The organism is Actinomadura rifamycini DSM 43936, assembly GCF_000425065.1.
Taxonomy (GTDB): domain Bacteria; phylum Actinomycetota; class Actinomycetes; order Streptosporangiales; family Streptosporangiaceae; genus Spirillospora; species Spirillospora rifamycini.
In genome coordinates, this window is record NZ_AULB01000015.1 from 66,097 (window position 1) to 89,644 (window position 23,548).

Consider the following 23,548-nt stretch of genomic DNA (forward strand, 5'->3'; position numbering starts at 1 on the left):
GACCGGCATCCCGACGGGCTTCAGTTGGCGGACTCCAGAGCCCGGACGGGCCGCCAGCGGGCCAGGAGCCGCTTGTACATCGCGACGGTCAGCTCCGCCTCACCGCGCTCCATCCCGGTGAGGGCCACCGACATCTCCGCGACCGACTCGTCCGCCCGCAGCGCCTCGTCGTCCAGGAGACGGACGAGCCCGCCGTAGTCGAGCTCGACGAGCGCGCGGGGATGGAACTCGCCCAGCCACCGGGACAGCGTCTCCAAGCGCCCGGCGGAGAGCAGGTACACGTCGCCCGAGCCGTCCCCCAGGGTCTCCCGGACGATCGGCAGCGCGTGGTCCACGCGGCGGCGGGCCTCGCCCATCGACGTGACGTAGAGCAGCGTGCGCGGGGGCGCGGCCGTCGCGGGCCCCTGCCCCGCGAGCTCGCACGCGGCGCCGCCGTCCGGTCCGGGGGCGCCCAGGGTCAGCGAGCGCTCGGTGCGGACGAACGGCACGAACCAGTCCAGCGGGACGTGCCACGTGCTCGTCAGGATGTGCGGGCGCATCGGGCGCCCGGCCCGCTTCCAGCGCTCGAACGCCTGCGCGATGCGCTCGGACTGCGGCGGCGGGACGAACGCGGCGGCGACCCCCGCCGGGTGCTCGTCGCGGAACCGCTCGAACGCGATCCACGAGCGCAGCCGCGTCTCCCACGGGCACACGTAGATCATGTCGTCGGTGCGGCGCACGTAGGCGTCGCGGCTCTCCCGGTCCGGGACGGCCTCCGGCGGGACGGCGGCGAGCCGGTGGGCCGCGTCGCGCTGCTCGGCGCCGAGCGCGTGGATCCGTCGCGGGCGCCGCCGGGACTCGGCATAGGCCGTCCACAACGTCCGCGCCGGTTCCTGGAAGGCGGTCACCGGTTCGTATACCCGTAGGTACGCGGCGTACGGAAACACGAACGCATCGTGGCACGAGACCCGCCCGGCGGTCGCGGCGACGGGCCCGGCGAGACGCCCGCGTTACCTCCCGGTGGGGCTGCGCGCGCCCTAGGCTGATCAGTGGACAGGAAGGAGGGCACTACCGTGCCTAACGTCTTCGGGTCGCCCCACAAGGGCTCGGAACCCCGCCACGAGCAGGTCGTCTTCTGCCAGGACGAGGCCAGCGGCCTGCGCGCCATCATCGCGATCTACTCCACCGCCCTCGGGCCGTCCCTGGGCGGCACCCGCTTCTACCCGTACGGGTCGGAGGAGGAGGCGCTCGCCGACGTGCTGAACCTCTCCCGGGGCATGGCGTACAAGAACGCCCTCGCCGGGCTGGACCACGGCGGCGGCAAGGCCGTCATCCTCGGCGACCCCTCCAAGGACAAGACCGAGGCGCTCCTGCGCGCCTACGGGCGGTTCGTCGGCTCCCTCGGCGGCCGCTACTACACCGCGTGCGACGTCGGCACGTTCAGCGAGGACATGGACCTCGTCGCCCGCGAGTGCGAGTTCGTCACCGGGCGGACCGTCGCGAACGGCGGCGCGGGCGACTCGTCCATCCTGACGGCCTACGGCGTGTTCCAGGGGATGCGCGCCGCCGCCGAGACGGTGTGGGGAGCCCCCACCCTGCGCGGCCGGCGGGTCGGCGTGGAGGGCGTCGGGAAGGTCGGCCACCGCCTCGTCGAGCACCTGCGCGAGGACGGCGCGGACGTCGTCGTCTGCGATGTGAGCGAGGCCGCCGTCGAACGCGTCCGGGCGCTGCACCCCGAGATCGAGGTCGTCGCGGACGGCGACGCGATGATCCGCGCGGACCTCGACGTGTACGCCCCGTGCGCGCTCGGCGGGTCCCTGAACGACGACACGGTGCCCGCCCTCGGCGCCCGGGTCGTCTGCGGCGCCGCCAACAACCAGCTCGCGCACCCCGGCGTGGAGAAGAACCTCGCCGACCGGGACGTCCTGTACGCGCCCGACTACGTGGTGAACTCGGGCGGTGTGATCCAGGTCGCGGACGAGATCACCGGGTTCGACTTCGAACGCGCCAAGTCGCGGGCGTCCGGCATCTACGACACGACCCGGAAGATCTTCGAGCTCGCCGCCGACGAGGGGGTCCCCCCGGCGGTGGCCGCCGACCGCCTCGCCGAGCGCCGGATGTCCGAGATCGGCCGTCTGCGCGGCATTTTCGTCTGACGCCGCACCGGCCGTCGTGGGTCGCCGTACGCGCGTCCCACGACGGTCGCCGGGCTCTTGACGTTCCGTTCGGCCCGGTGTGACCAGCGCTCACATGACGTCAAGTCGGTCCACTGGCACCTACCGGATACACTGGAGTTCCCGAACAAGAGCGCCGCCACGTACCGCCGAAGTACCGAGCCGGGCGCAAAACGGGTACGGTTGTACTCGTGACTGACGCATGGCTCATCAGGCATCGGTTCGTGTGGTACACGCGCGCGTTGATGGGCCCACGAAAGCCCTGACCATCGAGGGGGTCGAGCCAATGGGTCGCGGCCGAGCCAAGGCCAAGCAGGTGAAGGTTGCCCGCCAGCTCAAGTACAACAGCGGCAACACGGACCTCGACCGCCTGAAGAGCGAACTCGGAGTCAAGGACTCCGCCGGCGACGACTACGACGAGCTCGCCGAGAAGTACGCCGACTATGCCGATGACTACGGCACCGAGGACCGCAAGGACCAATCCTCGGGTTGATGTCTGACACCAGCGCCATCCCCCGCGTCGCGGGGGGTGGCGCTGGTGTTTGTTCACCCTGTTCTCTTGCGTCGCCCTGGGCGCGCTTCGGCCTGGGCGCGTTCGTACGGCCCTGAGAGCGCCGTGAGGCGTCCGGGGTTACCCGGTTTTGCCCAGGAACGCTCCAAAGGCCCTACGAGGCTTCTGGGGCCTTCTGGGGCCTTCGGGGGCGGTCAGGTGAAGATGGCCTGGCCGGTGCCCTCGGTGGTCTCCCCGAGGATCCAGGACGGGACGCCGCGCTCGGCGAGCAGACGCAGCGCCGCGTCGGCCCTGTCGGGCGCGACGATCGCGGCCATGCCCACACCGAGGTTGAACGTCTTGTCCATCTCGGCCTGGGGCACGTCGCCGTGGCTCTGCAGCACGCGGAACAGGGGCGGGACCTCCCAGGAACCGCGGTCGAGGACGGCGTCCACGTTCGCGGGCAGGGAGCGGGCGAGGTTCGCGGCGAGGCCGCCCCCGGTGATGTGCGCGAACGCGTGGACGCCCCCGGCCGCGGTCAGGGCGAGGCAGTCCTTGGCGTAGATCCGCGTCGGGGTGAGGAGCTCCTCGCCGAGAGTGCGGTCGAGGTCGCCGGGGCGGGAGCCGAGGGCCAGGTCCGTCGTGGCGAGGATGTGCCGGACGAGCGAGTAGCCGTTCGCGTGCACGCCCGACGAGGCCATCGCGATGACGGCGTCGCCCGCGCGGACGCGTTCGGGGCCGAGGATGTCGTCCGCCTCGACGACGCCCGTTCCGGCGCCCGCGATGTCGAACTCGTCCGGTCCGAGGAGGCCGGGGTGCTCGGCGGTCTCGCCGCCGACGAGGGCGCAGCCCGCGAGGGCGCACGCGTCGGCGATGCCGCCGACGATGTCGGCGATGCGCTCGGGGACGACCTTGCCGCAGGCGATGTAGTCGGTCATGAACAGCGGCTCGGCGCCGCACACCGCGAGGTCGTCGATGACCATGCCGACGAGGTCGTGGCCCACGGTGTCGTAGACGCCGAGGCGGCGGGCGAGGTCGACCTTGGTGCCGACGCCGTCGGTGGAGGTGGCGAGCAGCGGGCGCTTGTAGCGCTGGAACGCGGAGGCGTCGAAGAGCCCCGCGAAGCCGCTGGCGTCGTCCACGACCTCGGGACGGCGGGAGCGGGCCACCCGGGACTTCATCAGCTCGACGGCGCGCTCGCCGGCCGCGATGTCCACCCCGGCGGCCTCGTACGAGGTCATCGTCCGGCCTCCAGCAGGTGCTTGCCGCGCTCGGACCGCTCGACCTCGATGGGGTAGACCCCGTCGAAGCAGGCGCGGCAGAGGCGGTCCTTGGCGATGTGCGACGCGGAGATCAGCTCGTCCAGCGAGATGAAGCCGAGGCTGTCGGCGCCGATGGAGTCGCGGATCTCCTCCACCGACAGGTTCCCGGCGATCAGCTCGGCGCGGGTGGCGAAGTCGATGCCGTAGAAGCAGGGCCACGCGACGGGCGGGCTGGAGATGCGGACGTGCACCTCGGCGGCGCCCGCGTCGCGCAGCATCCCGACGATCGCGCGCTGCGTGTTGCCGCGGACGATCGAGTCGTCGACGACGACGAGGCGCTTGCCCTCGATGGCCTCGCGCAGCGGGTTCAGCTTCAGCCGGATGCCGAGCTGCCGGATCGTCTGGGACGGCTGGATGAACGTCCGTCCGACGTAGGAGTTCTTGACGAGCCCCTGCCCGTAGGGGATGCCGGACGCCTCTGCGTAGCCGATCGCTGCCGGGGTGCCCGACTCGGGCGTCGGGATGACCATGTCGGCCTCGACGGGGTGCTCGCGGGCCAGGCGGCGCCCCACCTCGACGCGGGTGGCCTGGACGCTGCGCCCGGCGATGGTCGTGTCGGGGCGGGCGAGGTACACGTACTCGAACAGGCAGCCCTTGGGGCGGGCCTCGGCGAACCGCTCGGAGCGGACGCCGTCCGCGTCGATCGCGATCATCTCGCCGGGCTCGATCTCCCGGACGAACCGGGCGCCGACGATGTCGAGGCCGGCGGTCTCGGACGCGACGACCCAGCCGCCGTGGCCCTCCAGGGAGCCGAGAACGAGCGGGCGGATGCCCTCCGGGTCGCGGGCGGCGTACAGGGTGTGCTCGTCCATGAAGACCAGCGAGTACGCGCCGCGGGTGGCGGGCAGGACGTGCCGCGCCGCCTGCAGCGGGCCGCCCTCGCGGGCGCACAGCAGGGCGGTGAGGACCTCGGTGTCGGTGGTCGCGGTGAGGGTGCCCGCGGGCAGCTCCTCGGCGAGTTCGCGGGTGTTGATCAGGTTGCCGTTGTGGACGAGCGCGAGCCCGCCCGCGTCGGTCGGGCGGAACGTGGGCTGCGCGTTCTCCCACGTCGGCGAGCCCGTCGTGGAGTAGCGGCAGTGGCCCACGGCGATGTGGCCGCGCAGGGTGTTCAGGACGGACTCGTCGAAGACCTGGGCGACGAGGCCCATGTCCTTGAAGACGACGATACGGTCGCCGTCGCTCACGGCGATGCCCGCGGACTCCTGCCCGCGGTGCTGGAGCGCGTACAGGCCGTAGTAGGTGAGCTTGCTCACCTCCGCCTTGGCCGCCTGGTCCCCGGGGACCCAGACGCCGAACACCCCGCAGGCGTCCTGCGGGGGGCGGTCGGTGGGATCGATGTCGTGGCTCAGACGTCCATCACGGAGAGGCACGCCCGTCAGTCTAGATGCCACCTTCACCTGCTCGGATCGGTGGATCTCATTAAGCGACCTTTACCCCCTGCTACCACGGGCTTCAGGCGCGGCACGGAAATGTATGGCCCGAGACGGGGAGGACTGGATGACGCTGCCTGGGTACCACACCTACACACCCCCCGCCCCGCGCCCGCGCAGCGGGCTGGCGCGGGCGTCCCTGGTGCTCGGGATCGTCGGGCTCCTGGGGCTGGCGGTGTGCCTGCTGGGCGTGGTGCCCGCGCTCGTGGGACTCGTCCTCGGCGCCGTCTCGCTGGCCCGGCACGACGCCGACCGCTGGCCCGCCGTGGCGGGGGTCGCGTGCGCCGCGGTGGCGCTCGTCCTCGGCGGCGTGGCGCTGTTCGTCCTGCTGAGCAAGGCGGCGGAGTGCGGCGACGAGAGCCGGTACCCCAGCGCGGACGAGCGCCGCGGCTGCGTCGAGCGCGAGTTCCCCTTCGCGCGCTCCAGCCTGGCGCCCATCTCCAGGTGACGCCCGCTCCACCGACCGGCGCTAGGACGGCCCTCGGTCGGCCAGGATCCGGACGGCTTCGGCGTCGAGCGCGGACGCGTACACGCGGAGGTCGTCGATCAGGCCGCCGAACCCCGGTTTCGTCTGCTCGCTGCCGAGCAGGATGGGGCCCGCGGGCGGGACGACGGGCTCGTCCAGTCCCTCGGCCACGTCCTGCACACCGTCGACGTACAGGACCATCCCCTGGGCGTTCACGACGAACGCGATGTGGGTCCACTCCCCGACGGTGAGGCGCGCGTGGGTGTCCATGTAGTCGGGGCCCTTGACGGTAAACAGCTGGAGCCGGAGACGCATAGCGTCCGGGTAAAGCCACAGGCCCAGACCTCGCGCGTCGTTCTCCCCGACCGGCTTGTACAGGAGGCTGCGCCACTCCCCGGTGGGTTCCTCGGTCACGTTCACGGAGAACGCCACCGTGAAACCGAAGATCTGGCTGAAGACGAGCTGGGGCGCGGCGGGGATCACGGCGCGCGCGTGTGCGCCGAGAGCGAGCGCCTCCCCGGCGCGTCCGGGGACGATCTCGGCGACCTCGTCCAGTTCGGCGTCCGGTGCGGCGCCGGACGCGACGTGCACCCGGCGGCCCTCCACGGTCGCGACGTCGAACGTCCAGTGCGCGACGAGCATGGCGTCACCTCCATGCCCCCGATCGGCCGGTGGTGACCACGCTCCCAGCGCGGGGGCGCGGTGGCAAGACCCGAATCCGGGCCCTACTCCAGGGGGAGGTAGGGCGACAGGTCCGCGCGCGCGCCGCTCGCCCGGACGCGGCCGTCCGCGACGGCGTCCGCCCATGCGAGGCGTCCGGTCGCGAGGGCGATCCACGTGGCCGCGTCCGTCTCGACGACGTTCGGCGGGGTGCCGCGCTTGTGGTGCGGCCCCTCGATGCACTGCACGGCCGCGTGCGGCGGGACCCGCACCTCCACCGACCGTCCGGGCGCCCGCCCGGCGAGGTCGTCCAGCAGGTGCCGCACCGCGCCCCGCACGACCGGGCGGGCCGCGCCCGCCCCGGCGTCCCCCATGGCCGCGACGGTCTCGAAGGCGGCGCGCCGCAGGTCCGCGGCGTCGTCCCCGCCGGTGTACGGCGGCAGGCCGAGCGCGGCGCGCTGCTCGTTCAGGACGGCGGCGGTCAACGGTTTCCGGGGCACGCACCGAAGCTACCGCGTCGGCGCCCCGCCGCCTCCGCCCGCGACCGGAGGCGGCGGGCGCGTTTTTGCGCGGCACGCCCCATGCGCCTACGCTCCGGGCGGCTGGCGCGCTCACCCGGGCGGTCGTCCCCCCCAAAAGGCACGAGCCGCCGGAAATGACGGTAAAAAAGGACCGATGCCAGGCGGGGAGTGAACAGGACGGGGAGGCGGCGAACTCGCTCCCCGGAGGACACGGAGGTTCGTCAGATGCCCGAGGCGCTGCCCCTGCAGCCTGGTGACCCGCGAAGACTCGGCGCGTACGGGATCACGGGCCGGCTCGGCGTCGGTGAGCAGGGCGCCGTCTTCCTCGGCGCGGACCCCGCCGGGCGCACGGTCGCGGTCAAGCTGCTGCACGTGCGGCTGAGCGGCGAGCCCGCCGCCCGGGGCCGGTTCACCGCGGCGTTCGAGGCCGCCCGCCGGATCTCCGGGTTCTGCACCGCCGCGGTGCTGGACGCCGACGTGCAGGACGACCGCGCCTACGTCGTCTCCGAGTGCGTGGACGGCCCGTCCCTCCAGCAGCTCGTCGACGAGGAGGGCCCGCGCGGCGCCGCCGTCGTGGAACGCCTGGCCGTGGGCCTGGCGGTCGCGCTGGCGGCCGTGCACCGCGCCGGCGCGGTGCACCACGACCTGAAGCCCGCGAACGTCCTGCTGGGGCGGGACGGCCCCAAGATGTGCGACATCGGCGTGCACGGCGCGCTCGACGCGGTGCTCGGCGACACCCGCTGGGACCCCGACGCGAGCGACCCGTCCCACCTGCTCTACCGGGCACCCGAGCAGCTCAGCGGCCTGCGCGCGGACCCGCCCGCGGACGTCTTCGCCTGGGCCTCGACGCTGCTGTTCGCCGCGACGGGGGCGCCCCCCTTCGGCGACGGCTCGCCGTCCGAGACCGTCCAGCAAATCATGTACGACGACCCGGACCTGTCCGCGGCGCCCGACGCGCTCCGCGAGGTGCTGGCGGCCGCGCTCGCCAAGGACCCCGCCGCGCGCCCCACCGCCAAGGGCCTGCTCGAACGCCTCCTCGACGAGGGCGGCCCCCTCGCCGCCCGGATGCCCGCCTCGCTCGTCGCCGAGGGCCGCGCGCTCGCCGCCGGGGCCGTCCCGGCGCCGAAGCCCCCGCCGCCCGCGCAGGCGCCCGCCCCGCAGCCGCCCGCGCCCCAGCCGCAGGGCGTCCCGCAACCGCCGCCGCCCGCGGCCCCGGCGGGCACGCCCATGGGCGCGCCTCCCGCCCCGCGCGCGCTTGCACCGCTCCAGGGGCCGCAGGGACAAGCCGTCCCGCCGCCTGTCGCGCCGCCGCCCCCGGCCGAGGCGACCCGCCCGGAGCAGACGCCCGGCAAGACGCTGCTGGGCAAGCTGGCGCGCGGCCGCGACCGCCCCGAACCGCCGCCCCCGCCCGCCGTGGAGCTCGACCCCGGCGCGTTCGAGGCGACCACCACGTTCGGCGCCGTCGCCGACGACCGGACGACCACCATGGGCGCCGTCACCGACGACCGGACGGCCGTGATCGGCGCGCTGCCGGCCGGGGACGGCGAGACCCGCACGTTCGACGCGGTCCCCGAGACCCGCGACCCGACCGCCCCCCACCTCATCCCCGGGCTGCGGGCGGTCGACGACGACGAGCCGCCGCGGCGCCCGCCGTCCTTCCCGTCGCTCCGCGGGATGCGCCGCCCCGGCAACCACGTGCTGGGCGTGGCGCTGTCGCTGCTGATCGGCGTCGGCGTCGGCATCGCGATCATCGCGCTCGTGCTGTGGCCGCAGCTCAAGGGCGACGACACCGCGGAGCCGCCCGCGGGCGCCGGCGACACCCGTCCCGTGTCGGTCGTCCCCAAGTCGTTCGCGGGGACCTGGACCGGCACGATGGTCAACAACAACAGCCAGGCGTCCTTCCCCCTCGAAGTCACGTTCGAGGAGGGCGCCACCACGGCGCGCGTCGTCTACCCGAAGGAGAAGTGCAATGGCACCCTCACGTTCGAGAGCGGCACCAACAGCAGCCTGAAACTCGCCCTGGAGGTCCCCCGGCCGTGCACCCCTGGAGCCGTGGAAGCCACCCTCCAGCCCGACGGCACCATCCGGTACGCCTGGACCCGGCCCGGCACGAATCTCGGCTACCAGGGCGCCCTCAGCCGCCGCTGACGCGCCCGCCCGTGAACCCGGTCACGTAAGATGGCCCGGCTCCCAGCATGACGCCGGGCGTCACGGGTCCCGGACCGTCCCACCCGCCACTTGGGTCTAGCCTTGGCCGTGCGGCAGACGGTTCTTTACTGTTCATTGACCTGAGGAGAGGACGTGGAGACCCCCACCTCCACCGCCCTTCGGCGCGGCGGACGCCGTGCCGCCGTGGCCGTGCTCGCCATCGCGACCGCCCTGCCCCTGCTGGGCACGTCGGCACCGACCGCGGCCGCCGCACCCGTCGCCGCCCCCATGGCCGACCCGGGCGACTCGGAGAAGTTCAGGCAGCTCAGCAACCAGATCGAGAAGCTGGAGAACGAGTACGGCGGCGACCTGGCGAAGCTGAAGGACACCCGGTACGCCGTCACCGAGGCCATGAAGAAGGCCAAGGTGCTGGAGAAGGACCTGGTGGCCGCCCGCGAGGTCGTCGCCCGCCTCGCCGCGACCCGCTACATGACCGGCGGCGAGGACCCGACCGTCCAGTTCCTGGCGGCCGCCGAGCCCACCGACCTGCTCAGCAACGCCAGCCTCATCAGCCACCTCGCGCAGAACAAGGCGGGCAAGGTCGAGCAGATCCAGACGCTGATCGACGAGCAGAACCAGGCGCGCAAGAAGGCCGAAGAGAAGATCGACGCCCTGGAGAAGGAGATCAAGGAGCTGAAGGGCCGCCAGGCGCAGATCAAGCAGCTCGTCAAGAAGTACAAGCCCGAGTCGCCGAGCACCGGCATGGGCGGCGTCACGTCCCGCATGCTCAACGTCAAGAACACCATGGACGTCGAGTTCGGACCGTTCCCGACCATCGGCTGCGTCCGCTACGCGGGCGACCCGCAGGACCACGCCACCGGCCGCGCCTGCGACTTCATGGTCACGACCGGCGGCGCCGTCGCGTCCGGCAGCGCCAAGTCCCAGGGCGACCAGGTCGCCGACTACGCCATCTCCCACGCCAGCCAGCTCGGCATCAAGTACGTCATCTGGCGGCAGCGCATCTACGACATGCGCAGCCCCGGCTGGCGCACGATGGAGAACCGCGGCGGCGCCACCGCCAACCACTACGACCACGTCCACATCTCAGTCTTCTGATCCCCTCCGGGAGGGCGCGTGGGTTCCTCTGCCGCGCTGGCGCGCGTGCTGGACGGGGCGGGCGGGCCGCCGCTGCGGCCGCTGCCGGACGAGGTCGCCGGGCTGCTGCGGTCGCTGGAGTGCCCGCCGCGGCTGGCCGCCCACCTCCGCCTCGTCCACGACGTCGCCGCGCGGCTCGCCGACTGGGTCGCGGAGCGGCACCCGGACGTCCGGTTCGACCGGCGGGCCGTGCTCGTCGGCGCCGCCACCCACGACATCGGCAAGACCCTGCACGTCGCCGAGCTCTCCGGGCCCGGCTCGTCCCACGAGGCGGCCGGGCGGGACCTGCTGCTGCGGCACGGCTTCGACGCCGGCCTCGCCCGCTTCGCGGCCACCCACGCGTCCTGGACCGACCCGGGCGTCACCTTGGAGGACCTGCTGGTGAGCGTGGCCGACAAGGTGTGGAAGGGCAAGCGGGTCCCGGAGCTCGAAGACCTGCTCGTCGGCCGGCTCGCGCGGGCGGCGGGCCGGGAGCCCTGGGAGGAGTTCGCCGCCCTCGACGACTTCCTCACCGCCGTCGCCGACGCCGCCGACGAGCGCCTCGCCTACCAGAACGCCCACCCGGTCCGCTGAGGGACCGGGCCCGTCACGGCTGTTCGATCGTGACGGACACCTCCACCGAGTGGTCGTGCTCGTCCCGGCCCAGGACCGCCTGGCGCACCTCGTCGTGGGACACGGCGACGCCGCGGGCGGCGACGGCGTCGAACAGGGCGACCACCGCCGGGTGCACCGAGCCCTCCGGGAGCGGCCCGCCGGTGGCCGAGCGCCAGGTCGCGACGAGCTCGCGGCGCTCGGGCAGGACGCCGACGACCGTGCCGGGGCCGCCCCACCCGTCGGGCGCGGGCTCCGCCGTCGGCCAGCAGCACACGACTTCCGCGCGGTCCGGGGCGTCGCCCTCCCGCACGGCCGTCCAGAACTGCCCGGACGGGCCGAGGCCGTCGCTCCGCAAGTCGGCGAGCAGCCCCATCAGCAGGTCGTTCGCCGCCTCGTCGTCGGTCTCGTGGTCGCCGTCCGTCCGCACGGCGAGGGCGCGGGCCACGTAGGGGCGGGCGGGGCTCTCGCGCTCGGTCACCTCGACGGGGGCCGCGAAGGACGACACGACGAGCCGGGCGTTCTCGAACGCCGCGTCCTCGCGGGCGCGGTCGGCGAGGACACGCTGCCGGTGCTCGTCCAGCGCGGACGCCGCGTCGCCGTCCCGGACCGCCGCCGCGACCGCCGGCAGCGGCAGCCCGGCGTCGCGCATCGCCCGGACCAGCGCGCCCGACCGCACCTGGCCCTCCGAATAGCGCCGGTACCCCGTCGCGGCGTCGACCTCCGCGGGGGAGAGGACGCCCTTCTCGTCGTAGTGGCGCAGCGCCTTCACGCTGAGGCCCGTCATGTTCGCGAACTCACCGATGCTCAACACGAATCCAGTGTCGAACCTCCCCTTACAGGAGGGTCAAACGCGCACTGCGGGGCTAGTAGGCACCTTTCGCGACAAGGCCGGTCGAAAAAGTCGCATCGCTGAGGACGTCGGCGGTGAGCCGGACTCCGGTGAGCCGTTCCGCCAGAGCGAAAGCGCATGCGGTCGGGTCGAAGTCGACCTGTTCCCTGTGCTCATCGAGGTCGAATCCCACTTCCGCCATGAGGGGGACCAGTTCGTCCGGAGCGGCGCCGCCCCTCTGGGTGGGGAAGAGCGGCTCGAACTCGGTCCGCAGCTCGCCGTCCTCCCACCGGTTGAAGTCGCCTACGGCGTTCACGTTGCGGAAGTGGGAGATCAGGCGGGTTCCGCGCGACACCGGCTCCACCAGACGCCGCTGAATGCCCAGATAGCCGTTGATCTCCAGCCCCAGCACCCAGTCGCCCCCGTCGCCCGGGACGACGGTCGCGCCGATGAGGAGCCGATCGTCCTCGAACTCGTCCCAGCAGGCCCACGTCCGGTTCGAAAGCTCGGCGTACCCGCGCAGGTCGCCGTCGGCCTCGGCCCGCATCGCCCGGAGGAAGTCCTGCGGGGTCATGCCGCGCACCAGGGTCGCGCAGTAGCCCTCGATCAGTTCGCCGAACGGTTTCTCATAAATCCATCGGTAGTCGTCCGCTGCAGCCGGCATGCGGGCAGTCTGCCGGCCGCCTCCGACAGGCACGCGAAAAGGCGCCCTCCGGTCGGGAGGGCGCCTTTCGCCGCGTCGTCAGTCCGCGTAGCTCGGAAGCATGCGCTCGTGGGACTCGCGCAGTTCGTGCAGCGGGATGCTGAACAGCTCGTCCTGCCCCGCGACCGTCACGGACAGCGCGTCGCCGCCCGCCACGCCGAGCTGGGCCACCGGGACGCCGTGCGCCTCGCACAGCGCGGCGACCTTCGCCTCCGCACCCGGCAGGATCGCGACCATCGCCCGCGCCACCGACTCGCTGAACAGCTGGACGAACGGGTCGCCGTGCAGGGTGACCCGGGCGCCGAGGCCGCCGCGCAGGCACGACTCGACCAGCGCCTGCGACAGGCCGCCGTCCGACAGGTCGTGCACCGTCGTCACCAGCCCGTCCCGGACGGCCAGCTGCAGGACGTTCGCGAGGGCGCGCTCCGCCGCCAGGTCGACCAGCGGCGGCAGCCCGCCCAGGTGCCCGTAGACGACGTGCGCCCACTCGGACCCGCCGAACTCCTCGCGGGTCTCGCCGAGCAGCGCGATCGTCGCGCCGTCCGTCGTCAGCGACATGTTCACCCGCCGCCGGACGTCCTCGTGGACGCCCAGCACGCCGATGACCGGCGTCGGGTTGATCGGCGTCGAGCCGGTCTGGTTGTAGAAGCTGACGTTGCCGCCCGTGACGGGGACGCCGAGGTACTCGCAGGCGTCCGCGAGGCCGGTCACGGCCTGCTGGAACTGCCACATGACGCCCGGGTCCTCCGGGGAGCCGAAGTTGAGGCAGTTCGTCACGGCGAGGGGGCGGGCGCCGGTCGCGGCGACGTTCCGGTACGCCTCCGACAGCGCGAGCTGCGCGCCCGAGTACGGGTCGAGGCGCGTGTACCGGCCGTTGCCGTCCAGCGACAGCGCGATGCCCAGGCCCGACTCGTCGTCGATCCGCACCACGCCCGCGTTCTCCGGCTGCGCCAGGACCGTGTTGCCGAGGACGTACCGGTCGTACTGGGACGTCACCCACGTCTTGCCCGCCAGGTTCGGCGACCCGGCCAGCCACAGGACGGTCCGGCGCAGCTCGTCGCCCGTGGACGGGCGGGTCAGCCGGCCCGGCGTGTCCGCCTGGAGGGCGCCGAGGTCGTGCGGCGGCTCCAGCGGACGCCGGTAGACCGGGCCCTCGTCGGCGGCGGTGCCCGGCGGGATGTCGACGATCGTCTCGCCCTGCCAGCGCATCACCAGCCGGCCCGTGTCGGTGACCGTGCCGATCACCGTGGCGGGGATCTCCCAGCGGGCGCAGATCTGCATGAAGCGGTCGACGTTCTCCGGGGTGACGACCGCCATCATGCGCTCCTGCGACTCGCTCATGAGGATCTCCTCAGGGCGCAGCGTCGCGTCGCGGAGCGGGACGGCGTCGAGCTCGACGTCCATGCCGCCGGTGCCGGCGGCCGCCAGCTCGGTCGTCGCGCACGACACCCCGGCGGCGCCGAGGTCCTGCACGCCGACCACGAGGTCCTCGCGGAACAGCTCCAGGCAGCACTCGATCAGGAGCTTCTCCATGAACGGGTCGCCGACCTGCACGGACGGGCGCTTCTGCTGCGACTCGTCGTCGAACGTCGCCGACGCCAGGACGGACGCGCCGCCGATGCCGTCCGGGCCCGTCCCGGCCCCGAACAGGATCACCTTGTTGCCCGGGCCGGGCGCCACCGCGCGCTGGATGTCGTCGTGCTTCATCACGCCGACGCACAGCGCGTTGACCAGCGGGTTCTGGGCGTAGCACGCGTCGAAGACGGTCTCGCCGCCGATGTTGGGCAGGCCCAGCGAGTTGCCGTAGCCGCCGACGCCCGCGACCACGCCGGGCAGCACCCGCTGCGTGTCGGGCGCGTCCGCCGGGCCGAACCGCAGCGAGTCCATCACCGCGATCGGGCGGGCGCCCATCGACATGATGTCGCGCACGATGCCGCCGACGCCCGTCGCGGCGCCCTGGTAGGGCTCCACGTAGGACGGGTGGTTGTGCGACTCGACCTTGAACGTGACCGCCCAGCCCTGGCCGACGTCCACGACGCCCGCGTTCTCGCCCATCCCGACGAGCAGCGCGTCCGTCTGCGGCGCCTTGTCGCCGAACTGGCGCAGGTGCACCTTCGAGCTCTTGTAGGAGCAGTGCTCGCTCCACATGACCGAGTAGATCGCCAGCTCGGCCGACGTGGGGCGGCGGCCGAGGATCTCGCGGACCCGCCGGTACTCGTCGTCCTTCATGCCGAGTTCGACGTACGGCTGCGGCCGGTCCGGGGTGGCCGCCGCGACCGCGACCGTGTCCGTCCCCTGGGGGATCTCGGGCCGCGGGCCGGCGCCGAGCGCCGGCTGGAGGCCCGTCCCGGGGCCCGGCTCGACGGCCGGGAACGGTTCGCCGCCCTCGCCCGGGGCGGGCGCCGGCTCCGGGGAGACCGCGTCCTGCGGGCCCGTGCCGCCGCCGGCGGCGGGCTGCGGGCCGGTGCCGCTCTGCCCGAGCGGCGGGAACGGGTCGCTGTCCGGGTTCAGGGATGCCTGCGGCCCCGTGCCCGTCCCGATCGCCGGGAACGACCCGGTCGTCGGGCTGGCCGGGTACCGGGGGGCCTCGTCGGGCTCGTCGAAGCCGCCGCCGGACGTCCCGGCGCCGCGGCCCATGACGACGCCCTGCAGGCCCGTCCCCGGGGGGAACTCCACGTGCGGGAGGCCGTCGCCGGACGGCGAGGCGCCCGTCCCCATCGCGAACAGGGCGTCGGCGCCCGAGTACTGCTGCTCCGGCCCCGGGCCCACGGCGGGCTGCGGACCGGTGCCCGGCCCCACGGCCGGGAAGCCGCCGGTGCCGGGGCCGACCGCCGGGAAACCGCCGGTGCCGTGGCCGGGGCCCTGGCCCGCGGCGGGCTGGGGACCGGTGCCGGGGCCGACGGCCGGGAAACCGCCCGTGTTCGGGCTCACCGGCGGCTGCGGGCCCGTACCGGGACCGACCGCCGGGAAACCGCCCGTCCCAGGGCTGTGCTCACCGAACGGGCCGTGGCCTTGGCCGACGGCGGGCTGCGGGCCGGTGCCCGGGCCGACCGCCGGGAAACCGCCCGTGTTCGGACCCACCGGCGGCTGCGGGCCCGTGCCCGGGCCCCCGTCGAACGGGCCGGGACCCTGCCCCACGGCGGGCTGCGGGCCGGTGCCCGGGCCGACCGCCGGGAAACCGCCCGTGTTCGGGCCCACCGGCGGCTGCGGGCCCGTGCCCGGGCCGCCGTCGAACGGGCCGGGGCCCTGCCCCACGGCGGGCTGCGGGCCGGTGCCCGGGCCCACGGCCGGGAAGCCGCCGGTGGCGGGGGCCACGCGCGGGAGCGGGCCGGTGCCGAGGGCCGGGAAGCCGCCGGTGCGGCTGCTGACCGGGGCGCCGTTCGGGTCGGGCATCGTGACGGTCGGGTCGGCGCCGACCGTGCCCGGAACGGCGCCCGACTGCTCCTCGGCGAGCGCGCGCGCGAACTCCCCGGCGGCCGGGTCGCCGCCCGGTACGGGCGCGGGGCCCTGGGCGGGGCCGGCCGGCGGGACGGGCGCGGGGCCGGACGGCTCGGCGGCCGCGGGCGCCGGTGGTTCGGCGGGGTCCTGCGGGGCGTCGTCGTCCTCTTCGAGGATGGCGGCGAACCCCTGGGTGACCGACGGGTCGACCGGCTGGAGCTCGGGGTCGTCGGCGTCGGAGCTCAGCTCGGCGAGCCACTCGAGGGAGGGCTCGTCGGAGTTGTCCCGGGCCCTGCGCTCGGATACGTCGTGCCGTTGCTCGCTCATGCGTTGACCAGTCTCTTGACGATCGAGGTGAAGAAGCCGAGCCCGTCGGTGGACGGGCCGGTCAGGGACTCCACGGCGTGTTCGGGGTGCGGCATGAGCCCCACCACGTTGCCGGCCTCGTTGGTGATCCCGGCGATGTCGTCGAGGGAGCCGTTGGGGTTCAGGTCGACGTACCGGGCGACGATGCGGCCGGATTCGGCCAGCTCGTTCAGCGTCTCCCGGTCGGCGGTGTACCGTCCGTCGGCGTTCTTGATCGGGATGACCAGTTCCTGGCCCTCGCGGTACTCGCTCGTCCAGGCGGTGCCGGCGTTCTCGAGCCGGAGCCGCTGGTCGCGGCACACGAAGTGCAGGCCCGCGTTGGGCAGCAGCGCACCCGGCAGCAGGTGCGACTCGCAGAGCACCTGGAAGCCGTTGCAGATGCCGAGCACGGGCAGGCCCGCGCCCGCCGCCGCGACCACCTCGGTCATCAGCGGCGCGAAGCGGGCGATCGCCCCGGCCCGCAGGTAGTCCCCGTAGGAGAACCCCCCGGGCAGCACGACGGCGTCCACGCCCCGGAGGTCGTGGTCGCCGTGCCACAGGGCGACCGGCTCGGCTCCCGCGAGCCGGATCGCGCGTGCTGCGTCTTTGTCGTCAAGGGAACCTGGGAAGGTGATGACCCCAACCCGGGCAGCGTCCATCTGTTCTGTTCCTCCGAAATGAGGTGCGGCCGCGGACGGTCGGGTGGTCTCCGTCGATCACCGCTGCGCGTCGCATATCCCCCCGCGCGCGTACCAATCTACCCGGCACTCGTGATGAGCCGGTCGTCCGGGCGGCGAACCAGTGCCCCGTCTCGCCAGGTCAGCCGCTTCCGCAGGTGGACGACGGTGCCCCGGTCGGGCGCGTGGTCGATGTCGAGGTCGTCCACCAGTGCGCGCATGATTTTAAGCCCGCGCCCCGATTCGCTCAAAACCCCGCGTTCCGCGGGGGCCGGTCGCGGTCCGCGGCCCCGGTCGGCGATCTCCAGCTCGCAGACGGACTCGTCGACCCGCGCGGCGACCCGGTAGTCGCCGGTCGCGCGGGAGTGCCGGATCACGTTCGTGCAGGCTTCGGAGGCGGCGACGAGGACGTCGTCGACGCAGTCCTCGGTGGCGCCGAGGCCGCGCAGGGCGTCGCCGATGAGCCGCCGGATCAGCGGGACGGTCGGCGCCTCGCGGGGCAGCGCGAGGGTGAAGGTGACATCCACCGTGACACCTCGTGTCATGCCCCGGCTCGCTCGGACGTCCCCCGTCCCCGGAGCGTGTTCGAAGACTCGGCCGCAGGTAAGGCTTCCCCGGCGGAAACACGCGTAATCGCCACACTGTCGGGTCTTTACGTGAATCCTCGGTGACGTGGTCAACGTTTCACGGAAAGGGGACCGCGCCGGAACGCGCGGATCACCGGTTCGGCATTTCCGCCATTCCGGTCAGAGCACCCGGACCTCGAAGTTCTCGATCACCGGGTTCGCCAGCAGCGTCTCGGCGATCTTGCGGACCCGCTCCAGTGCCGCCTCGTCGGCCTCGCCCTCGAGCTCGACCTCGAACCGCTTGCCCTGGCGGACCGCGACGACGCCCTCGAACCCGAGCTGCGGCAGCTTCCGGGCGATCGCCTGCCCCTGCGGGTCGAGGATCTCCGGCTTGAGCATGACGTCGACGACGACACGCGCCACGACCGCCCCCTCACTGATCTGCGATTTTCCTGACGACCTGAAGCGTACGGCACCATTGACGAAAGCAGCCCACCGTCCCCCCGGACCACCGGAGCCGATACATGAACATCGAGGACCTGTCGCCGTCCGAACGCCGCCTGTGGGAGGCGTTCCCGAAGGGCGAGCTCGTCGACCTGTCCTCCGGGGACCCCGCGCTGGACGATCCGAGCCAGGCCGGCCGCTGGGGCCACGACCGGCTGATCCGCGCGGAGGTGCTGGTCGCGCTGCTGGCCGGGGCGGTCGAGCGCGCGCCGGGCCACGTCGCGGCCGTCCGGCTGAACGGCGCCCGCGTCTTCGGTTCGCTGAACCTGGGGCACGCGGCCGTCGAGGTCCCGCTGGCGCTGACCGGCTGCGCGTTCGACGAGGCCCCGCACCTGTACTGGGCGAGCATGAACAGCGTCCACCTGATGCGCTGCCGGCTGCCCGGGCTGGTGGCGTCCGGCACCCGCGTCGACGGGCACCTGTGGCTGGAGGGCAGCCACATCTTCGGCGGCCTGTGGCTGGACGGCGCGAACGTGACGGGCATCCTGAACATGTCGGGCGTCCAGCTGTCCAACCCGGACGGCGACGCGCTGCTGGCCGACCGGCTGACGGTCGAGGCGAACGTGTACTGCGACCAGGGCTTCGCCGCGACCGGCGAGGTGCGGCTCCCGGGCGCGCGCATCGGCGGGCAGCTGATCTTCCGGAAGGCGCGGCTGCACAACCCGGGCGGCGCCGCGCTGACCGCGAGCCGGCTGGACGTCGCCGCGAACGTGTTCTGCGACGGCGGGTTCACCGCCGAGGGCGAGGTGCGGCTGCGCGGCGCCCGCGTCGGCGGCTACCTGTCGTTCGTCGGCGCGCGCCTGGTCAACCAGGGCCGGACGGCGCTCAACTGCGACGACCTGGGCGTGGAGAACGACGTGTACTGCTCGGACGGCTTCGTCGCCGAGGGCGCGGCGTCGTTCGCGGGGGCGCGCGTCACCGGGCAGCTCAGCTTCAGCGAGGCCCGGCTGTTCAACCCGGACGGGACGGCGCTGAGCCTGCAGCGCGTCCAGGCGGAGGAGGTGCTGCTGCGTCCCGCCGAGCCGATCCGGGGCGTCGCGGACCTGTCGTACGCCCGCATCAACCTGCTGCGGGACGCGGCCGACACGTGGGCGGAGCGTTTCCAGCTCGACGGCCTCCAGTACGAGACGCTCGACCCGCCGATGACGGCGAAGGAGCGGCTCGGCTGGCTGCGCCGCGACACCGATGGGTACGCGCCGCAGCCGTACGAGCGGCTCGCGCAGACGTACCGGGCGCTGGGGCTGGACGCGGACGGGCGGTCGGTGCTGCTCGCGAAGGCCCGCGACCGCCGCAAGACGCAGGGGATCCTCCGCAAGGTCATCGGCTTGATGCAGGACGGGCTCGTCGGCTACGGCTACCGCCCGTTCCGGGCGGCGACCTGGCTGATCGGGCTGCTGGCGTTCGGGACGATCGTGTTCTCGATCGACAAGCCCGACGTCCTGAACAGCGACGACAGCCCGCACTTCAACGCGTTCTTCTACACGCTCGACCTGATCCTCCCGATCGGCACCCTCGGCCAGGAGGGGCTCTTCGCCCCGAAGGGCGTCTCGCAGTGGATCGCGAACTTCATCGTCGCGGCGGGCCTGGTCCTCGGCCTGACGGTCGCGGCCGGGGTCACCCGGGTCCTGTCCCGCGAGTGACGGGCCGGTGACGGACGGCGGCGGCCGCGGCGCGTCCGGGGATCGGCGGCGCCGATCGGGGTAGGGAACCCGTCAGGCGGGACTTGCACAGCACGGTGTGACGTCTGCCACGATGGCATAAGCGGCCTTCGTCCCTTACCGGGTACAAGGTCACTGACCCCGGCCGGCGTGCGGCGATCCCGTGTTCCGGCCCCGAACGAGGAGTGTCATCGATGACGATCGACTCCGTGCGAGGCGCGCCGGCCACCGCCGCGACGGCCGAGCCAGAGCCCGTCCAGCTGCTCACCCCCGAGGGCGAGCGCGTCGAGCATCCCGACTACCCCCTCGAGCTGTCCGCGGACGACGTCCGCGCGCTCTACCGCGACCTGGTGATCACCCGGCGGATCGACCGGGAGGCCGTGGCGCTGACCCGGCAGGGCGAGCTGGGCCTGTGGGCGTCGCTGCTCGGCCAGGAGGCGGCGCAGATCGGCTCCGGCCGGGCGCTCTCCGAGCACGACATGGTGTTCCCGACGTACCGGGAGCACGGCGTCGCGTGGTGCCGCGACGTGGACCCGCTGAACCTGCTGGGGCTGTTTCGGGGCGTCAACCACGGCGGCTGGGACCCGGCCGAGCACGGCTTCCACCTGTACACGATCGTGATCGGCAGCCAGACGCTGCACGCCACCGGGTACGCGATGGGCATCCAGCGGGACGGCGTCCTCGGCTCGCCGTCGGCGGGCGCGGCGATCGCCTACTTCGGCGACGGCGCGACCTCGCAGGGCGACGTGAACGAGGCGTTCGTGTTCGCGTCGGTGTTCAACGCGCCGATCGTGTTCTTCTGCCAGAACAACCAGTGGGCCATCTCCGAGCCGCTGGAGAAGCAGACGCGCATCCCCCTCTACAAGCGCGCGCAGGGCTACGGGTTCCCGGGCGTGCGGGTGGACGGCAACGACGTGTTCGCGTGCCTCGCCGTCACGCGCAAGGCCCTGGAGGCCGCCCGCACCGGGCAGGGCCCGATGCTCATCGAGGCGTACACGTACCGGATGGGCGCCCACACCACGACGGACGACCCGACCCGCTACCGGATGAAGGCGGAAGAGGAGTCCTGGAAGCTCAAGGACCCGATCGAGCGCGTCAAGGCGTACCTGACCCGCGGCGACCTGGCGGACGCCGCGTTCTTCGACGGGGTCGAGGACGAGGCGAAGACCGTCGCCGCCGACCTGCGCAAGGGCTGCCTGGCCCTGCCGGACCCGCGGCCCGAGGCGCTGTTCGAGCACGTGTACGCCGAGCGCCACCCGCTGATGACCGAGGAGCAGGAGCAGTTCGCCGCCTACCTGGCGTCGTTCGAGGAAGAGGTCGCGTCATGACCGCGGAGACCCTGACGCTGGGGAAGGCCATTAACACCGGCCTGCGCAAGGCCATGGAGAACGACCCGAAGGTCCTCATCATGGGCGAGGACGTCGGGAAGCTCGGCGGCGTGTTCCGCATCACCGACGGGCTGCAGAAGGACTTCGGCGAGGAGCGGGTGATCGACACCCCGCTCGCCGAGTCGGGCATCGTCGGCACCGCGATCGGCCTGGCCCTGCGCGGCTACCGGCCGGTCGTCGAGATCCAGTTCGACGGGTTCGTGTTCCCCGCCGCCGACCAGATCATCACGCAGCTCGCGAAGATGCGGATGCGCTCGCTCGGCGCGCTCGACCTGCCCGTCGTCGTCCGGATCCCGTGCGGCGGCGGCATCGGCGCGGTCGAGCACCACTCGGAGTCGCCCGAGGCGTACTTCACGCACACCGCCGGGCTCCGCGTCGTCGCCTGCTCCAACCCGGCGGACGCGTTCGCGATGATCCAGCAGTCGGTCGCCTGCCCCGACCCGGTGATCTTCTTCGAGCCGAAGCGCCGGTACTGGGACAAGGCCGAGGTCGACGTCGACTCCGCCGACTGGACGGCGTTCGACGCGGCGCGCGTCGTCCGTCCGGGCGAGCACGTCACCGTGCTGGCCTACGGGCCGTCGGTGAAGACGTGCCTGGAGGCGGCGGCCGCCGCCGCGGGCGAGGGCCGGTCCCTGGAGGTGATCGACCTGCGGTCGCTGAACCCCCTCGACATGGACACCGTCGCCGACTCGGTGAACCGGACGGGACGCTGCGTCGTCGTCCACGAGGCGCCCGTCTTCAGCGGGTACGGCGCCGAGCTGGCCGCGCGCGTCACCGAGCGCTGCTTCTACCGGCTGGAGTCGCCGGTGCTCCGGGTGGGCGGGTTCTCCACGCCCTACCCGCCGTCCCGCCTCGAGGACCACTACCTGCCCGACCTCGACCGCATCCTCGACGCGGTCGACCGGACCTTCGCGTGGTGACGCCGGTGACCGACACGAACCTGTTCAAGCTTCCCGACGTCGGCGAGGGCCTCACCGAGGCCGAGATCGTCAAGTGGCACGTCCAGCCGGGCGACACCGTCGAGATCAACCAGACGATCGTCGAGATCGAGACGGCCAAGGCCATCGTCGAGCTGCCCTGCCCGTTCGAGGGCGTGGTGGCCGAACTGCTGGTCTCCGAGGGCGAGACGGTGGACGTCGGCACGCCGATCATCGCGGTGGGCGCGGCGGGCGGCGCCGTCGCGACCCCGGTGTCCGAGCCCCCCGCGCAGGCGGCGGCGCTCAGCGAGACCGACGCCGTCCCGACGGCGGACGAGCCGGGCATGACGGCGCCCGACAAGCCGAAGCGCACGCCCGTCCTCGTGGGCTACGGGGTGAAGGAGGGCACGACCCGCCGCCGCCCCCGCAAGGCGAACGGCGCCGCGCCCCCGCCCGCGCCCGCCCCGGCCGCCCCGGCGGCGCCCGTCCGTCCACAGCCTGTGGACGGACGCCGCCTGCCCCTCGCCAAGCCGCCGGTCCGCAAGCTCGCGAAGGACCTCGGCGTCGACCTGGCGGCGATCACCGGCTCGGGCCCGAACGGCTCGATCACCCGGGACGACGTCCGCGCCGCCCGGTCCGCGGCCGAGGCCCCGGCGCCCCGCGCCGCGGCGGGCCCGCGCGAGGAGCGGATCCCGGTGAAGGGCGTCCGCAAGGCGACCGCCGCCGCCATGACCGACTCCGCGTTCACCGCCCCGCACGTGACCGAGTTCCTCCAGGTCGACGTCACGCGCACCATGGAGGCGGTCAAGCGCATCCGCGAGCTCCCAGAGTTCGCGGACGTGAAGGTGTCGCCGCTCCTCCTGGTGGCGCGCGCGCTGCTCACGGCCGTGGCGCGGCACCCGATGGTGAACGCGACGTGGGAGGACGGCCCGTCCGGCGCGGAGATCGTCGTCAAGCGCTACGTGAACCTCGGCATCGCCGCCGCGACCGACCGCGGCCTCATCGTGCCGAAGATCAAGGAAGCGCAGGACCTCGACCTGCCCGGCCTCGCGCGCGCGCTGAACGACCTCGCCGCGAAGGCCCGCGCGGGCAAGGCGTCCCCCGCGGACCTCTCGGACGGGACGATCACCATCACCAACGTCGGCGTGTTCGGCGTCGACACCGGCACCCCGATCATCACGCCCGGCGAGGCGGCGATCCTGGCCTTCGGCCAGATCCGCGACATGCCGTGGGTGCACGAGGGCGAGCTGGCGGTCCGCAAGGTCACCACGCTGGCCCTCTCGTTCGACCACCGCATGGTCGACGGCGAACTGGGGTCCCGCGTCCTCCGGGACGTCGGCGACATGCTGGAGGACCCCCTCCGCATGCTCGCCTGGAGCTAGCACCGCGACCGGCCGGGGAGCCCGCTCCCCGGCCGGTCCGACAAGGCCGCGTCAGATCGACCGTGCCGAACGGCCTGGCCGGCGCCGCCTCGTCGATGACGACCCACCTGTTCAGCGGGTCATGATGTGGTGCCATCGGATGACCGGGTCGTCGAACCGGCGGCAAGGTTTTGAACGTGGTGTCCTTCAAGCCCGTCTGGCA

The 23,548-nt window shown here is 73.4% G+C and carries 21 protein-coding genes; 10 read left to right on the forward strand and 11 right to left on the reverse strand.

Going from position 1 to position 23,548, the window contains the following annotated elements:
* Positions 1–20: 20 nt before the first annotated feature.
* On the reverse strand, positions 21–926 hold the full coding sequence (locus H505_RS0115490) for a DUF8083 family protein (RefSeq protein WP_026402734.1): 906 nt from the start codon (positions 924–926) through the stop codon (positions 21–23).
* A gap of 126 nt (positions 927–1,052) precedes the next feature.
* Between H505_RS0115490 and H505_RS0115495 the strand changes: the two genes are divergently transcribed.
* The gene (locus tag H505_RS0115495) at positions 1,053–2,135 is read left to right on the forward strand and encodes a Leu/Phe/Val dehydrogenase (protein WP_026402735.1); all 1,083 of its coding nucleotides are present in this window, start codon (positions 1,053–1,055) and stop codon (positions 2,133–2,135) included.
* A gap of 304 nt (positions 2,136–2,439) precedes the next feature.
* On the forward strand, positions 2,440–2,646 hold the full coding sequence (locus H505_RS0115500; RefSeq protein WP_026402736.1) for a DUF3073 domain-containing protein: 207 nt from the start codon (positions 2,440–2,442) through the stop codon (positions 2,644–2,646).
* Between the two features lie 212 nt (positions 2,647–2,858).
* Here H505_RS0115500 and purM read toward each other — a convergent pair whose 3' ends face one another.
* Together purM and purF are read right to left on the reverse strand one after the other, a co-directional pair.
* Positions 2,859–3,884, reverse strand: coding sequence for a phosphoribosylformylglycinamidine cyclo-ligase (gene purM, locus H505_RS0115505; RefSeq protein ID WP_026402737.1), 1,026 nt, complete (start codon positions 3,882–3,884; stop codon positions 2,859–2,861).
* Positions 3,881–5,335 (reverse strand): amidophosphoribosyltransferase, encoded by a 1,455-nt coding sequence (purF, locus tag H505_RS0115510; protein WP_026402738.1) that lies wholly within the window; start codon positions 5,333–5,335, stop codon positions 3,881–3,883. The genes purM and purF overlap by 4 nt, the downstream gene beginning before the upstream one ends.
* A 127-nt stretch (positions 5,336–5,462) precedes the next feature.
* Here purF and H505_RS0115515 point away from each other — a divergent pair, with 127 nt between their 5' ends.
* Complete coding sequence (locus H505_RS0115515) at positions 5,463–5,843, forward strand: hypothetical protein (protein ID WP_034518111.1); 381 nt, start codon at positions 5,463–5,465, stop codon at positions 5,841–5,843.
* Positions 5,844–5,864: 21 nt separating this feature from the next.
* On the opposite strand, the gene H505_RS0115520 is transcribed toward H505_RS0115515, so the two are convergent.
* Both H505_RS0115520 and H505_RS0115525 read right to left on the reverse strand, forming a co-directional pair.
* On the reverse strand, positions 5,865–6,503 hold the full coding sequence (locus tag H505_RS0115520) for a LamG domain-containing protein (protein WP_026402740.1): 639 nt from the start codon (positions 6,501–6,503) through the stop codon (positions 5,865–5,867).
* A gap of 83 nt (positions 6,504–6,586) precedes the next feature.
* Entirely contained in the window at positions 6,587–7,021 is a 435-nt protein-coding gene (locus tag H505_RS0115525; RefSeq protein ID WP_026402741.1) for a sterol carrier family protein, read from the reverse strand.
* A 246-nt stretch (positions 7,022–7,267) separates the two neighbouring features.
* On the opposite strand from H505_RS0115525, the gene H505_RS47685 reads away from it, so the two are divergent.
* The 3 genes from H505_RS47685 to H505_RS0115540 all read left to right on the forward strand — a co-directional run bounded on the left by H505_RS47685 (position 7,268) and on the right by H505_RS0115540 (position 10,918).
* Positions 7,268–9,190 carry a serine/threonine protein kinase gene (locus H505_RS47685; RefSeq protein ID WP_051300724.1) on the forward strand — a complete coding sequence of 641 codons (1,923 nt, stop codon included), beginning with the start codon at positions 7,268–7,270 and terminating at the stop codon, positions 9,188–9,190.
* 153 nt (positions 9,191–9,343) lie between these two features.
* Entirely contained in the window at positions 9,344–10,306 is a 963-nt protein-coding gene (locus H505_RS0115535) for a coiled-coil domain-containing protein (protein WP_026402742.1), read from the forward strand.
* 18 nt (positions 10,307–10,324) lie between these two features.
* Positions 10,325–10,918 carry an HD domain-containing protein gene (locus tag H505_RS0115540; protein WP_034518050.1) on the forward strand — a complete coding sequence of 198 codons (594 nt, stop codon included), beginning with the start codon at positions 10,325–10,327 and terminating at the stop codon, positions 10,916–10,918.
* Positions 10,919–10,931: 13 nt separating this feature from the next.
* Here the strand turns inward: H505_RS0115540 and H505_RS0115545 are convergent, their stop codons facing one another.
* From H505_RS0115545 to purS, 6 genes are all read right to left on the reverse strand, one after another.
* Complete coding sequence (locus tag H505_RS0115545; protein WP_157433009.1) at positions 10,932–11,750, reverse strand: MerR family DNA-binding transcriptional regulator; 819 nt, start codon at positions 11,748–11,750, stop codon at positions 10,932–10,934.
* A gap of 52 nt (positions 11,751–11,802) precedes the next feature.
* Positions 11,803–12,432 carry a DUF6461 domain-containing protein gene (locus H505_RS42045; protein WP_034518051.1) on the reverse strand — a complete coding sequence of 210 codons (630 nt, stop codon included), beginning with the start codon at positions 12,430–12,432 and terminating at the stop codon, positions 11,803–11,805.
* Positions 12,433–12,510: 78 nt separating this feature from the next.
* Entirely contained in the window at positions 12,511–14,700 is a 2,190-nt protein-coding gene (purL, locus tag H505_RS0115555; RefSeq protein ID WP_211238478.1) for a phosphoribosylformylglycinamidine synthase subunit PurL, read from the reverse strand.
* Positions 14,701–16,232: 1,532 nt separating this feature from the next.
* Positions 16,233–16,913, reverse strand: coding sequence for a phosphoribosylformylglycinamidine synthase subunit PurQ (gene purQ, locus H505_RS0115560; RefSeq protein WP_026402746.1), 681 nt, complete (start codon positions 16,911–16,913; stop codon positions 16,233–16,235).
* Between the two features lie 98 nt (positions 16,914–17,011).
* Positions 17,012–17,458 (reverse strand): ATP-binding protein, encoded by a 447-nt coding sequence (locus H505_RS0115565; protein WP_026402747.1) that lies wholly within the window; start codon positions 17,456–17,458, stop codon positions 17,012–17,014.
* A 219-nt stretch (positions 17,459–17,677) separates the two neighbouring features.
* The gene (gene purS, locus H505_RS0115570) at positions 17,678–17,920 is read right to left on the reverse strand and encodes a phosphoribosylformylglycinamidine synthase subunit PurS (protein WP_026402748.1); all 243 of its coding nucleotides are present in this window, start codon (positions 17,918–17,920) and stop codon (positions 17,678–17,680) included.
* Between the two features lie 101 nt (positions 17,921–18,021).
* Here purS and H505_RS0115575 point away from each other — a divergent pair, with 101 nt between their 5' ends.
* The 4 genes from H505_RS0115575 (at position 18,022) to H505_RS0115590 (ending at position 23,346) form a co-directional block, all read left to right on the forward strand.
* Positions 18,022–19,641: a hypothetical protein gene (locus H505_RS0115575; protein ID WP_026402749.1), complete on the forward strand. Its 1,620-nt coding sequence runs from the start codon at positions 18,022–18,024 to the stop codon at positions 19,639–19,641.
* Positions 19,642–19,853: 212 nt separating this feature from the next.
* A complete protein-coding gene (gene pdhA / locus H505_RS0115580; RefSeq protein WP_026402750.1) occupies positions 19,854–20,987 on the forward strand; it encodes a pyruvate dehydrogenase (acetyl-transferring) E1 component subunit alpha in 1,134 nt (377 codons plus the stop codon).
* Positions 20,984–21,967 carry an alpha-ketoacid dehydrogenase subunit beta gene (locus H505_RS0115585; protein WP_026402751.1) on the forward strand — a complete coding sequence of 328 codons (984 nt, stop codon included), beginning with the start codon at positions 20,984–20,986 and terminating at the stop codon, positions 21,965–21,967. Before pdhA ends, H505_RS0115585 begins: the two co-directional genes overlap by 4 nt.
* A gap of 5 nt (positions 21,968–21,972) precedes the next feature.
* Positions 21,973–23,346 carry a dihydrolipoamide acetyltransferase family protein gene (locus tag H505_RS0115590; RefSeq protein WP_034518115.1) on the forward strand — a complete coding sequence of 458 codons (1,374 nt, stop codon included), beginning with the start codon at positions 21,973–21,975 and terminating at the stop codon, positions 23,344–23,346.
* Positions 23,347–23,548 lie beyond the last annotated feature (202 nt).

Coding starts and splice junctions, on each gene's coding strand:
- H505_RS0115500 (WP_026402736.1), top strand. CDS start 2,440: ATGGGTCGCGGCCGAGCCAAGGCCAAGCAGGTGAAGGTTGCCCGCCAG.
- purM (WP_026402737.1), bottom strand. CDS start 3,884: ATGACCTCGTACGAGGCCGCCGGGGTGGACATCGCGGCCGGCGAGCGC.
- H505_RS0115515 (WP_034518111.1), top strand. CDS start 5,463: ATGACGCTGCCTGGGTACCACACCTACACACCCCCCGCCCCGCGCCCG.
- H505_RS0115520 (WP_026402740.1), bottom strand. CDS start 6,503: ATGCTCGTCGCGCACTGGACGTTCGACGTCGCGACCGTGGAGGGCCGC.
- H505_RS47685 (WP_051300724.1), top strand. CDS start 7,268: ATGCCCGAGGCGCTGCCCCTGCAGCCTGGTGACCCGCGAAGACTCGGC.
- H505_RS42045 (WP_034518051.1), bottom strand. CDS start 12,432: ATGCCGGCTGCAGCGGACGACTACCGATGGATTTATGAGAAACCGTTC.
- purL (WP_211238478.1), bottom strand. CDS start 14,700: ATGAAGGACGACGAGTACCGGCGGGTCCGCGAGATCCTCGGCCGCCGC.
- purQ (WP_026402746.1), bottom strand. CDS start 16,913: ATGGACGCTGCCCGGGTTGGGGTCATCACCTTCCCAGGTTCCCTTGAC.
- H505_RS0115575 (WP_026402749.1), top strand. CDS start 18,022: ATGAACATCGAGGACCTGTCGCCGTCCGAACGCCGCCTGTGGGAGGCG.
- pdhA (WP_026402750.1), top strand. CDS start 19,854: ATGACGATCGACTCCGTGCGAGGCGCGCCGGCCACCGCCGCGACGGCC.
- H505_RS0115585 (WP_026402751.1), top strand. CDS start 20,984: ATGACCGCGGAGACCCTGACGCTGGGGAAGGCCATTAACACCGGCCTG.